Raw genomic sequence first — 12,811 nt, forward strand, 5'->3', positions numbered from 1 at the left:
ATGGAAGAAATCAAAATAAAATTGGCTGTCTTTGAAGGACCGCTGGATTTGCTGCTTCATTTGATCAAAAAACTGGAGATCGATGTTTATGATATTCCAGTTGCTACCATCACCGAACAATACATGCAGTACATCCATGCCATGAAAATTTTAGAATTAGAAGTCGCTGGAGAATATTTAGTTATGGCGGCGACTTTGATGGCGATCAAAAGCCAGATGCTATTGCCTAAACAAGAATTGATTGCTGAAGTCGAAGAGTACGAAGAAGATCCGCGGGATATGCTGGTGGCACAACTGCTAGAATACCGGAAATTTAAGTACGCAGCCGAACAGCTTTCAGAAAAAGCGGAAGAGCGCAGTTTGTATTACACGAAAGATCCAATGGATGTCGATGAATACAAAGAGGAAGAAGATCAATTAAGAGCCAATCAATTCAACACGATCGATCTCTTTTTGGCTTTTCAAAAAATGGTCGAGAAAAAGAAAAATCGCCAAGTACTAGAAACCAAGATTTCTCCTGATGAAAGCACCATCGATGAAAAGATGGCGGCGATTCAGTTGGAGATGCAGCATGTCAGTGCCAAAAAAGGCCGCAGCTTCGATTCGTTTTTTACCTCTTACAATAAAACAGAAGTTGTGGTAACCTTTATGGCACTATTAGAATTAATGAAAAAAGGAACGATTCGAGTAGAGCAAACAGACAATTATGCGTCGATTCTGCTCTATCCAACAGGTAAAGAAGATGAGTAAATATAGTGAATTAGAAGCGATCTTATTCGTCGTCGGTGATGAGGGGATCGGACTTGAAGAACTAAGTTATTTAGTCAAAAGTAATACTGCCAGTGTCTATCAGCATTTGCAGGAATTAAATCAGCAATATGAAGAAAATGAACATACTGCGTTGCATATTCTAGAAGTCGGCAATCATTTTATCTTAACCACTAAGAAACAATTTGCCCCTTTATTGAAGAAATATGCCGAATCACCGATGGGCAGTTCATTGTCGCAAGCGGCTTTGGAAACTTTGTCAATCATTGCTTACAAGCAACCGATCACTCGGATGGAAGTAGAAGAGATTCGCGGCGTCCAATCCAGCGGCTCGGTTCAAAAACTGGTGGCAAAACGGCTGATTGAAGAAAAAGGCCGCGTGGACGGACCAGGACGAGCGATCTTATACGGTACGACGGAATACTTTATGGATTATTTTGGCTTAAAAAGTTTGGCTGAATTGCCTGACATCCAATCAATGGAAGATGAACTTGAAGAAGATGCACCGTTTGATCTTTTTTACGACCGCTACAAACAAGCAGAAACAGAAGGAGAATGAAGATGGAACGTTTGCAAAAAGTGATTGCCCATGCCGGCATCACCTCAAGAAGAAAAGCTGAAGGATTGATAACCGAAGGCCGAGTGCGAGTTAATGGACAAGTAATCAAAGAATTAGGGGTCCAAGTCAGTTCAAAAGACGTCGTTGAAGTCGATGGCATACCGATCGAACAAGAACAACACGTCTATTATTTGTTCTACAAACCTCGTGGCGTGATCTCAGCTGTTACGGATGATAAAAAGCGCAAAGTCGTTTTGGATTATTTTGCTGAAGTGCCTGAACGAGTGTATCCAGTCGGACGCTTGGACTATGATACCTCCGGTTTACTGCTCCTGACAAATGATGGGGAATTATCACAGACACTGATGCATCCAAAACACGAAGTCGACAAAGTGTATGTTGCCAAGGTCAAAGGCATTGCGGATAAAAAGCAGCTGCTCCCATTGACAAAAGGGATTCGGATCGAAGGCCGTAAGACGGCACCTGCTCGCTTTGAAATCTTATCGACAGACCAAACAGCGCAATCTAGTATTGTGCAATTGACGATCCACGAAGGTCGCAACCATCAAGTCAAAAACATGCTAAAAGCAGTTGGTTTGCCTGTGCAAAAACTAAAACGGGAAAACTATGGTCCGTTAGATCTGAAAGGACTTCGTCCAGGGGAATACCGAGAATTGTCGAAGAAAGAAGTCAGCCAGCTGAAAAATAGTGCAAAATAGTTGAAAAGTATCTGAAAACGTAACTATTGTTAATTTTTAGATTTTGTGTATAATAGAACATGTAATAAATAGAATAAAGGTTCGTCTTCAGGGGCAGGGTGCAATTCCCGACCGGTGGTTATAGTCCACGACCTATTTCTTCGGAAATAGCTGAATCGGTGAAATTCCGATACCGACAGTACAGTCTGGATAAAGAAGATAGAGCGTATTTGATTTGCTTATGGCTATTTCGAATGCCCTCTTTTTTCCCTGTGGAAAAAAGAGGGCATTTTTTGTCTGGCGCCGACAAGAAAGCCGAGGAAATTTAATAGGTTCGTTTGAAGAGGAATCCTGAACTTAGGAGGATTTATACTGATGAACAACAAAACAAGAAAAATGGTGACAATCGCCATGTGTGCTGCTATGGGAACAATTTTGCAATTTATCGCTTTTCCAATTTTTCCGGCATTCAGCTTTCTAAAGATCGATTTTAGTGATATTCCCGTGATGATCATGATGTTTTTATTTGGTCCTTGGAGTGGGGTAGTGACTGCCTTCATTCGTTCGGTCCTACATTTGTTCTTATCTGGTTTTTCACCTGCTGATATGGTGGGGGATACGGCAAGCTTTTTAGCATCATGTGCCTTTACTTTACCAATGTACTACTTTTTCCGCAAAGGTATCCACACCAAAAACAAAATGGTTGGTGTCATCAGCGGTATCTTGTCGGTAACGATTTTTATGAGTGTGGCGAACCTATTTGTGATCACACCGCTTTACCTACGCTTTTTCGGGGTCACAGCCGATCAATTTTTAGGAATGTCTTTGCCGCAATATGTGGCGATCGGGATCTTACCTTTCAATTTGGTTAAAGGCGCAATCGTCAGTGCCGTCTTTTTAGCACTACATGCCAAACTGCTGCCATGGTTGGCTCGTAAGCAGCCCCATCATTCTGCTATAGGAAAATAAAAAATGAGCCGACTTGCTGTTGCAGACGAAAGGTCTGTCAATGGCAGGTCGGCTTTTTTATTTTTCCATGATAATCGCACGGGTAGGGCATTTGCGATAAGCAGTTTTGACTTTTTCTTGTTGTTCTTCTATGATAAACTGTTGCCGAGCACTCGGTTCTTGGGCAAATAAAACGATCCCATCTTCATCATAATCGAAGATCTCGGGGGCATAGATCGCACATAGGCCACAAGCAATGCAGCGCTCAGGAACAATTTTACAGCGTTGTGACATTTTTTAGTCCTTTCTGGAGGGAAGATATGGATTCTTTTATTTTAGCGCTGTTTTCTGATACTGACAAGCTACGCCCATCGACACTTTATCAAATTCTCATTGGAAAGCGTACTAGCTCTGTTTTGAGTTATGCCTTTTTTTATGATCGCTTAGGTCTTTTTCAAGCGATGCCACAGTTGAATGAGAGGGAGTATCAACAGACGATCGCTGACTTGATCCAACAAGGGATGTTAAGTCGGGATTCAGATGGTCTGCTGCTCAAAAGGACCGTTGCAAATTATGAGCAGTCCAGAGAAATGTTGTTGCATCAGATGGATTATTTTCGGTATGGACGAACGACGGAGGAGGCTTGGCGTTTTGTCCGACTGCTGGTTCAAGCAGCTGCATATCAAGGGGTGACCAATCAGTATATTCCTGTTGAGAACACGCCCTTATATACAGAACCTGTGCGTCGACTGATCCATCAATACCCTGAAATCAAAAAGATCACTCATCGAGAACTTTCGGCAGTTTTTGACCAGCTTCCCGCAGAAGTTGCAGATTTTTTAGCGGGCACCTTATCTGGTCCTGATCTTCTTGGGCAGGCGTTTTTCCAACTTTTGCCAGAATCTGTACAAGGTAAGCCTTGGGACAATCTTTATGTAGGAGCTGCGATCCATCAATTTTTAGCCCTGGTCGAAAAAGAGCCGCAGATGGTACTGTTTCAAGGATTATCGCCTTTTCTAAATAGGAATCTGAATCAAAGTATGCTGGAAAGTCGTGCATTATTCTTGCAAGGAGCTTCTGTTGAGCAGATCATGGAAAAAAGAAGGATCAAACGAGGAACCGTTAATGATCATTTGATTGAATGGGCACTGCTTGATCCGACATTTCCGTATCAGCGCTTTGATACAGCGTTGCTGAATAAGCTGCCAGCAACTTCTTGGAAAAACAGCTATCAAGAATTACAGGAACTTCTGGCGACAGATTTTTTGACGATCCGTTTGTTACAGATTGCTCAGAAACGGGGGATTCGATGTTAGAAAACGCACTGAATCAGTACTTTGGCTTCAAAACATTTCGTCAAGGACAAAAAGAAGTCATCGAAAGTGTTTTAGCGCAGCAAGATACGTTAGCGATTCTGCCTACCGGGAATGGCAAAAGTCTCTGTTATCAGCTACCAGGGTACCTCATAGATGGCATCGTGATCATTATCTCACCGCTTGTTTCTTTAATGGAAGATCAAGTCTATGGCTTACAAAAGCAAGGGGAAAAACGCGCGATTGCATTTAATAGTCAACTGGACCTTGCCGATCGTCACTATGTGATGCAGCACTTGCAGAAGTACAAATTTTTGTTTTTAAGTCCAGAAATGATCGTGCAAGAAGCCATTTTGCAACAACTCGAACAAGCAAAGATCGCTATGCTCGTGGTGGATGAAGCTCATTGTGTTTCCCAATGGGGCATTGATTTTCGACCAGAGTACTTGCAGCTTGGTGAAGTAAAAAAACGCTTGAAGACACCCGTCACATTAGCTTTGACGGCTACTGCTACGGCACAAGTCGAAGCAGATATTCGACAGGTGTTGTTAGCAAAGAACGCCAATGTCTATCGTTATTCGATGAACCGCAGCAATATCGGCTTGTTCGTAGAGCAAACAACAGACAAAGATGCGGCATTAGCAGACTATCTCAGCCGCTTAGGCGGGGCTGGGATCATTTACTGTTCCACAAGAAGCAAAGTCGAAGAAGTCTATAATAAACTGCGTCAGCGCTATTCGGTAGGTTATTATCATGGTGGTTTAGCGAGTGATCAAAGAAAAACGTTGCAGCAGCAGTTTTCTCAGAATAAATTAAAATTGCTCGTCGCAACCAATGCGTTTGGGATGGGGATCAATAAAGAAGATATTCGTTTTGTGATCCATTATGACTTGCCTGATTCGCTGGAAAACTACAGTCAGGAAATCGGTCGAGCAGGCCGCGATGGCAAACAAAGCAGTGCGATCTTGCTTTATCAGGAACACGATGAGCAGATCCACTACTTCTTTCAGCGAGAAAACAAAGAAGAACGCCGTGCTTTAGAACGAATGGTTCAGGAAAAGAGGAAAGAACCCTTGACACCGCTGCAAGAAAAATGGCAGCAGAAGATGAAGGAGTTGGGGGCTGCGTTTTGGCTGGAAACGCTAAAACAAAACGAACAGCAAAAGCAAGAACAATTACAAAAAATGTTGGCTTATATTCATTTTACCGGTTGCCGCCGTCAGTTTTTATTGGCGCATTTTGGAGAAGAAGTGCAACAGAATCCTTATTGTTGCGACAATGACGGGATCGAATTGGCAGTAGAAGAAGAGCTTTTAGAAAAAAAAGTCATCCTTCATTGGCAAGAACGTTTAATAAAAATTTTTAAAGATATAAATTGAATCGTATTTTGCAGGACAGTTTTTATTTACCTATGGTATAATACATCGGAAGGAAACTAGGAGGGAATACGAGTGAGCAAGAAAGACAATGACTACAATTCAGAAAATCAAGAACCGTGGGAACAACCAATCTATGATACAGAATACGATGATTCTGCATCAAGATCCCAACAAAGAAAACAAAAGCGTGGGAATTCACTCTTTTTGACGATCGTTTTAGTTTTGCTTTTCTTGATCGTGGCAATTCCGGTTGGTGCCGGTATTTGGGTATTGAATCATAACAGTGATGCCCCGACCGCAGCAAGTTCGAGCAGTACAGTAGAAAGTACGACAGAATCTTCGACAACCGAGTCATCAACAACGGAATCATCCACTACTGAATCGACAAGTGAGACAAGTTCGTCAACAAGTGAATCAAGTTCTTCATCAAGCAGTAGCAGTTCTGCACCAGCTTCAACGACGCCATCAAGTAGTAGTGAGCCGACTCAACAAGAAAATAATGCAGGGCAAGACACTACGCAAAATAATCAAGGGCAAGGAGCGACTGGTACCGAGGAATATACGACGGTGCAAGCAGGTGAAGGTCCTGAACAAGTGGCAGCCCGTACAGGCATCTCAGTTGAAACCCTATATCAATTAAATGGGATTGATCCAAACAACTACATGCTATACCCTGGCGACACATTACGAATTAAATAAAAAACCGCTTTGGCGGTTTTTTTTCTTGGTAGGAAGAAGCCAAGGTGAACGATAAGCAGAAACGATGAAGGAATACACATCGTTGGGAAACGAGGAGTAAGAAAAATGAAAAAAATCAACATCGCTATTGATGGTCCTGCGTCATCGGGAAAAAGCACAGTGGCAAAAATCATCGCCAATGATTTAGGGTTTATTTATACAGATACCGGTGCCATGTATCGCAGCATCACGTATTTGGCCTTAAAAAGCGGCTGTTCACTAGAGGATGAAGCGGCGATCGCTGCTTTGATCGATCAATACCCCATCACTTTTGAACCAACTGAACATGGTCAAGAGGTCTTTGCAGGAGGAGAGCAAGTCACAGAAGCGATCCGTCAGCCAGAAGTAACCAACGCAGTTTCGAAGGTGTCGGCATACCCTGCGATCCGCGAAAAACTCGTCCAACAACAGCAGATGATCGCTAAAGATGGCGGTGTCGTGATGGATGGCCGCGATATTGGTACGGCGGTTTTACCACAAGCAGAAGTCAAGATTTTTCTGGTAGCAAGTGTGGAAGAACGGGCGCAGCGCCGTTTCAAAGAAAATCAGCAAAAAGGGATCGGTACCGATTATGAAACCTTGAAAGAAGAGATCCAGCAAAGAGATTATTTGGATTCCCATCGGGAAGTCTCGCCTCTGAAACAAGCAACAGATGCCGTTCGAATCGACACCTCCGGTTTAACGATCGAGCAAGTCGTAGAAGCAATCAAAAAAACGATCCAAGAAAAGATCAACTAACGAAAACAGTGGGTGTTCCCCATTGTTTTTTTATTTTTCCTACGAAAAAGATGAAAGCAAGCAAGAAAACAGACGTGAAAAGACTTTTTCAACGAAAAAACCGTAGTTTTTTAGGAAAATAAGAGAAATCGCTTTATTTTTTTTTCATTCTATTTTAAACTAAAAGATGTAGTGCAATTATTGCAGAATTGTTGGTTAGGAGGACATGAGAGATGACAGAATTTGAAAATAATCAGGTTGAGAGTGGAAATGAATCAATGGAAGCCGCTTTAGACAATTTCCAAGAAGTAAAAGTTGGAGATATCGTTAAAGGCGAGGTATTGGCCATTGAGGATAAACAAGCGATCGTAGGGATCGAAGGCGCCGGCGTTGAAGGCGTTGTTCCTGCAAAAGAATTATCGACTTTACCTGTTGAAGACATCAACGAAGCAGTCAAAGTAGGGGATGTCTTAGAATTAGTTGTGATTTCAGCAATTGGTAAAGACAAAGAAAACGGCAGCTATCTCCTTTCTAAACGTCGCTTAGATGCGAAAAAAGTTTGGGAAGATATCGAAAAAGATTTCCAAGAAGGAAAAATCATCGAAGCACCAGTCACCAACGTCGTTAAAGGCGGGTTAGTGGTTGATGTAGGTGTTCGTGGTTTTGTTCCGGCATCAATGGTCGAAGATCATTTTGTTGCGGATTTTGAAGATTATAAAGGGAAAACATTGACCTTTAAAATCGTTGAGATCGAGCCTTCTGAAAACCGCTTGATCCTTTCTCATAAAGCTGTTGTTGAAGCAGAAAAAGCAAAACAAAAAGAAGCGTTATTAGCTGATTTATATGAAGGACAAGAAGTAGAAGGAAAAGTAGCTCGTTTGACTGATTTTGGTGCCTTCGTAGACCTAGGCGGCATCGATGGACTTGTCCATGTCTCTGAAATTTCACATGGGCATGTGGGCAAACCGAGTGACGTTTTGTCTGTTGGCGATACCGTCAACGTCCGTATCTTATCTGTTGATGCAGACAAAGAACGTGTGTCTCTTTCAATCAAAGACACATTGCCTGGACCTTGGACCAATATCGAAGAACAAGCGGCTGTTGGCAGTGTCTTAACTGGGACTGTTAAACGTTTGACAAGCTTCGGTGCGTTTGTGGAAGTCTTCCCAGGTGTTGAAGGGCTGATCCATATTTCACAAATCTCCCATAAACACATTGCGACACCACATGAAGTCTTACAAGAAGGCGATGTAGTGCAAGTGAAAGTGCTCGAAGTGAACCCTTCAGAACACCGAATCGCATTAAGTATCAAAGCATTAGAAAAAGCCGAAAACACCAATGAAACACAAGAAGTTTCAGAGGATGATTATCAATTGCCAGAAGAATCAACCGGGTTTACCATGGGTGATATCTTAGGCGATGCCTTAAAAGACAGCGACGAAGAGTAATTGTATGCCATCAGCTTATAACGATTCGATGTTTGAATTTGTTATAAGCTGATTTTTTGTTTGCTGGGAAAGCTTGCAACTTTCCATGGCTTTAGGTAAACTAAGTAAGATTGAATACAAGAAGCAGCGTACAAGGACTGCTTTTTTAAATGGAGGGTAAAAAATGTCAAATCCAACAATAGCGATCGTTGGACGTCCGAATGTGGGGAAATCGACCATTTTCAACCGGATAGCTGGAGAACGAATTTCGATCGTTGAGGATACTCCAGGAGTGACCAGAGATCGTATTTATGCCACTGGTGAATGGCTAGGCCGTGAGTTTAGCGTAATCGATACAGGTGGGATCGATTTAAGTGATGAGCCGTTTATGGATCAAATCAAGCATCAAGCAGAAATCGCCATCGATGAAGCAGATGTCATTGTTTTTATTACGAGTGCTCGTGAAGGAGTAACAGATGCGGACGAGCTTGTGGCTCGTTTGTTATACAAAAGCAACAAACCCGTGATTTTAGCGGTCAACAAAGTTGATAATCCCGAGATGCGTAACGATATCTATGAATTCTATGGTTTAGGTCTGGGCGATCCATACCCGATCTCAGGAAGTCATGGATTAGGGATCGGTGATGTTCTTGATGAAGCAGTCAAACACTTCACCAATGAAGCGGAAGAAGAAGACGATTCCATCATCAAGTTTAGTTTGATCGGTCGACCAAACGTCGGGAAATCGTCTTTGATCAATGCGATTCTTGGAGAAGAGCGAGTGATCGTTTCAGATATCGAAGGAACGACTCGTGATGCGATCGATACCCATTTTACTAGCGAAAGCGGTCAAGAATTTACCATGATCGATACCGCCGGCATGCGTAAAAAAGGGAAGGTCTACGAATCTACTGAAAAATACAGTGTCATGCGAGCAATGCGGGCCATTGAACGCTCAGACGTCGTCTTGATGGTCTTGAACGCCGAAGAAGGAATTCGCGAGCAAGACAAACGGATCGCTGGCTATGCCCATGAGGCAGGCCGTGGAATCATTATTGTTGTCAATAAATGGGATACATTGAAAAAAGAAACGAATACGATGCGTGATTTTGAAGAAGAGATCAGAGATGAGTTCCAATATTTGGATTACGCACCAATCATTTTCGTTTCCGCAGTGACGAAACAGCGCTTGAACAAGTTGCCACAATTGATCGAAGAAGTCAGCATGAATCAAAATATGCGTATTCCATCTGCGTTGTTGAATGACGTCATTATGGATGCGGTGGCGATCAACCCAACACCAACAGACAAAGGCAAACGTTTGAAGATTTTTTATGCGACGCAAGTGGCTGTCAAACCGCCAACTTTTGTTATTTTTGTCAACGAAGAAGAACTGATGCATTTCTCTTATGCGCGTTTCTTAGAAAATCAAATCCGCAAGGCATTCACTTTTGAAGGAACGCCGATTCGGATCATTCCACGCAGAAGAAAATAGAGATTTTATCATACTTTGTTTCTTTTTACAAAGAAATCTGTCCTTTTCTAGCAAAATGGGAAAAAACCAAAAAAAAACCCCCTAAAAACGTTAAAATCCTTGATATTACAAGGTTCTTATGATAACGTTATATCAGAATATTGATGGTAATCAATATTTGACAAAAACCTTGGACCACTCAAGATTTTTGTTGATGCATGACATCAAAAAAAATATCAGGAGGTGAAACCATCCATGGCAAATAAAGCAGAATTAATCGAAAAAGTTGCAGCAGCTACTGACTTAACTAAGAAAGACGCAACTGCAGCAGTAGACGCTGTATTCTCAACAATTCAAGACGCTTTAGCTAACGGTGAAAAAGTTCAATTGATCGGCTTTGGTAACTTTGAAGTTCGTTCTCGTGCAGAACGCAAAGGACGCAACCCACAAACTGGTGAAGAAATCAAGATCCCTGCTAGCAAAGTACCTGCATTCAAACCAGGTAAAGCTCTTAAAGACGCAGTGAAATAATTGAGTCTTGTAGAAACCCTTGAGTAATCAAGGGTTTTTTCTTTTACTTAAATATTGGTTGTTCCCATGCGGTTGTCATCTGGAAAGCAAGCAATCACATCTTATTGTCAGAAAATTCAAAATAATAGTTTGTTTTTCTTTTGATCTAAAAAAAACACTTAGCGCCAATGCTTACTCACATTTGGATATAATCACCCTTGATACAAAAGAGATCTTAACAAAAACGGGAAACCGATTAAATGACATCCAATGTTAGAATGGGCTTGATAGAATTGTCATTATTGAAAAAAAATTCAGAAAATTCGTTGACAAGTGTTTTTGCAAAGGGTATATTGGTAAACAATTACAAGAACGTTACTATTTCTAATGAAGGAGCCATTTTCTATGCGTAATTTTAATCAATATTTATTAGTCATTATTATTGATACCAGGACTTAGAACACGGAAGCAAAAATTATCCGTTTGTTTGAGTCCTATTTGCGTAAGTAAAATGGGATTCTGGCAAAGCATCCCAGTTTTTTATAACCGGGATGCTTTTTTTTATTCCAAAATGCAGGAGATGATGAGTGTGAGAAGTGATCAAATTAAAAAAGGGATCGATGCAGCGCCAGCTAGGAGTCTGCTCTATGCCACAGGACAAGTTAAAAATATCCATGATATGAACAAACCATTTATCGCGATATGTAATTCCTATATCGATATCGTACCCGGACATGTGCATTTACGGGAGTTAGCAGATATCGCTAAAGAAGCGATTCGTGAAGCTGGCGGCATCCCTTTTGAGTTCAATACGATCGGCGTGGATGATGGCATTGCGATGGGACATATTGGCATGCGTTATTCGCTACCTAGCCGAGAATTGATCGCTGATTCTGCAGAAACCGTCATCAATGCCCACTGGTTTGACGGCGTATTTTATATCCCAAATTGTGACAAGATCACTCCTGGCATGATTTTAGCAGCGATGCGGACCAACGTACCAGGAATCTTTTGTTCCGGCGGTCCGATGAAAGCCGGCATTGATCCTCGGGGACATCAAATAACCTTATCTTCCATGTTTGAAGCCGTTGGGACGTACAAGACGGGTAATATGACAAAAGAAGATTTTGAGTTTATGGAACAAAATGCCTGTCCGACTTGCGGCTCCTGCGCAGGGATGTTTACTGCCAACTCGATGAATTGCCTCTTAGAAATCTTAGGATTGGCAATGCCAGGCAATGGCACGATCCTCGCTGTGTCTCAAGAGCGACGAGAACTAGTTAGACAAGCCGCCTTTAAGTTGATGGATCTTGTTGAAAAACAAGTCAAGCCTCGCGACATCGTGACCAAAGAAGCTATTGATGATGCCTTCGCTTTAGACATGGCGATGGGGGGTTCCACCAACACAGTGCTGCATACCTTAGCGATCGCCAATGAAGCAGAGATTGACTATGACTTAAGACGGGTCAATGAAATCGCTAAAAGAGTGCCTTATCTCTCAAAAATCGCGCCATCATCAGCCTATTCGATGCACGATGTCCATGAAGCTGGCGGCGTTTCGGCAATCATAAGGGAGCTTTGTGATATCGAGGGAGCGATTCATCCCGATCGACCGACTGTTACCGGTAAGACGTTACGAGAAAATGTCGCTGAAGCGAAGATCCACAACGAAGAAGTCATTCATCCCAAAGAAAACCCGTATAGTCCTGTGGGGGGGCTATCGATCTTGTACGGCAATATCGCCCCAGAAGGCAGTGTCATCAAGGTCGGTGGGGTCGATCCAAGTGTCCAAGTATTCAAAGGGAAAGCGATCTGTTTTGATTCTCATGATGAAGCAGTTGCTGCCATCGACAACCATACCGTACAAAAAGGACATGTTGTAGTGATCCGCTATGAGGGTCCGAAAGGGGGACCAGGTATGCCAGAAATGCTGGCGCCTACCTCAAGTATCGTTGGTCGTGGGTTAGGCAAAGATGTCGCCTTGATCACAGATGGCCGCTTTTCAGGAGCGACCCGAGGAATCGCGGTTGGCCATATTTCGCCAGAAGCTGCAGCTGGGGGCCCACTAGGGCTAGTCAACGACGGTGATGAAATCATAATTGATTTGCCAAATCGGACGCTAAATCTGCAAGTTTCAGAAGAAGAACTTGCCACGCGTGCGCAAGAACGACCAAAATTTCGTTCGAAAGTGAAGAAAGGCTGGCTTGCACGTTATACCGCTTTAGTGACCTCTGCGAATACGGGCGGGATTATGCGAGTACCTGATGAGGAGGAGTAGCA

13 protein-coding genes and 1 riboswitch are annotated in these 12,811 nt (G+C 42.5%); of the genes, 12 read left to right on the top strand and 1 reads right to left on the bottom strand.

Features of this window, described 5'->3' with window-relative positions; genetic code table 11:
- From ENLAB_RS14155 to ENLAB_RS14170, 4 genes are all read left to right on the top strand, one after another.
- Entirely contained in the window at positions 1–750 is a 750-nt protein-coding gene (locus tag ENLAB_RS14155; RefSeq protein WP_005237103.1) for a segregation/condensation protein A, read from the top strand.
- Entirely contained in the window at positions 743–1,327 is a 585-nt protein-coding gene (gene scpB, locus ENLAB_RS14160; RefSeq protein WP_005229316.1) for an SMC-Scp complex subunit ScpB, read from the top strand. Before ENLAB_RS14155 ends, scpB begins: the two co-directional genes overlap by 8 nt.
- Positions 1,328–1,329: 2 nt before the next feature.
- On the top strand, positions 1,330–2,046 hold the full coding sequence (locus ENLAB_RS14165; protein WP_077452651.1) for a pseudouridine synthase: 717 nt from the start codon (positions 1,330–1,332) through the stop codon (positions 2,044–2,046).
- A gap of 79 nt (positions 2,047–2,125) precedes the next feature.
- Positions 2,126–2,250, top strand: a riboswitch (FMN riboswitch).
- Between the two features lie 150 nt (positions 2,251–2,400).
- Complete coding sequence (locus ENLAB_RS14170; RefSeq protein ID WP_016613081.1) at positions 2,401–2,994, top strand: ECF transporter S component; 594 nt, start codon at positions 2,401–2,403, stop codon at positions 2,992–2,994.
- Positions 2,995–3,051: 57 nt separating this feature from the next.
- On the opposite strand, the gene ENLAB_RS14175 is transcribed toward ENLAB_RS14170, so the two are convergent.
- Complete coding sequence (locus ENLAB_RS14175) at positions 3,052–3,267, bottom strand: ferredoxin (protein ID WP_077452650.1); 216 nt, start codon at positions 3,265–3,267, stop codon at positions 3,052–3,054.
- Positions 3,268–3,293: 26 nt separating this feature from the next.
- Here ENLAB_RS14175 and ENLAB_RS14180 point away from each other — a divergent pair, with 26 nt between their 5' ends.
- The 8 genes from ENLAB_RS14180 to ilvD all read left to right on the top strand — a co-directional run bounded on the left by ENLAB_RS14180 (position 3,294) and on the right by ilvD (position 12,809).
- Positions 3,294–4,289, top strand: a complete 996-nt coding sequence (locus ENLAB_RS14180; protein WP_077452649.1) for a helix-turn-helix domain-containing protein — start codon at positions 3,294–3,296, stop codon at positions 4,287–4,289.
- The gene (locus tag ENLAB_RS14185) at positions 4,283–5,665 is read left to right on the top strand and encodes a RecQ family ATP-dependent DNA helicase (protein ID WP_244351698.1); all 1,383 of its coding nucleotides are present in this window, start codon (positions 4,283–4,285) and stop codon (positions 5,663–5,665) included. Before ENLAB_RS14180 ends, ENLAB_RS14185 begins: the two co-directional genes overlap by 7 nt.
- Before the next feature lie 72 nt (positions 5,666–5,737).
- Entirely contained in the window at positions 5,738–6,364 is a 627-nt protein-coding gene (locus ENLAB_RS14190) for an SAG1386/EF1546 family surface-associated protein (RefSeq protein WP_142962829.1), read from the top strand.
- A 105-nt stretch (positions 6,365–6,469) separates the two neighbouring features.
- A complete protein-coding gene (gene cmk / locus ENLAB_RS14195; protein WP_142962830.1) occupies positions 6,470–7,141 on the top strand; it encodes a (d)CMP kinase in 672 nt (223 codons plus the stop codon).
- A gap of 212 nt (positions 7,142–7,353) precedes the next feature.
- A complete protein-coding gene (rpsA, locus tag ENLAB_RS14200) occupies positions 7,354–8,568 on the top strand; it encodes a 30S ribosomal protein S1 (RefSeq protein WP_220426223.1) in 1,215 nt (404 codons plus the stop codon).
- A gap of 163 nt (positions 8,569–8,731) precedes the next feature.
- On the top strand, positions 8,732–10,042 hold the full coding sequence (gene der / locus ENLAB_RS14205; RefSeq protein WP_005237082.1) for a ribosome biogenesis GTPase Der: 1,311 nt from the start codon (positions 8,732–8,734) through the stop codon (positions 10,040–10,042).
- Between the two features lie 234 nt (positions 10,043–10,276).
- The gene (gene hbs, locus ENLAB_RS14210; protein ID WP_003126821.1) at positions 10,277–10,552 is read left to right on the top strand and encodes a non-specific DNA-binding protein Hbs; all 276 of its coding nucleotides are present in this window, start codon (positions 10,277–10,279) and stop codon (positions 10,550–10,552) included.
- A gap of 568 nt (positions 10,553–11,120) precedes the next feature.
- On the top strand, positions 11,121–12,809 hold the full coding sequence (gene ilvD / locus ENLAB_RS14215; RefSeq protein WP_096742425.1) for a dihydroxy-acid dehydratase: 1,689 nt from the start codon (positions 11,121–11,123) through the stop codon (positions 12,807–12,809).
- Positions 12,810–12,811 lie beyond the last annotated feature (2 nt).

The organism is Enterococcus innesii, assembly GCF_022846515.1.
GTDB classification, from domain to species: domain Bacteria; phylum Bacillota; class Bacilli; order Lactobacillales; family Enterococcaceae; genus Enterococcus_D; species Enterococcus_D innesii.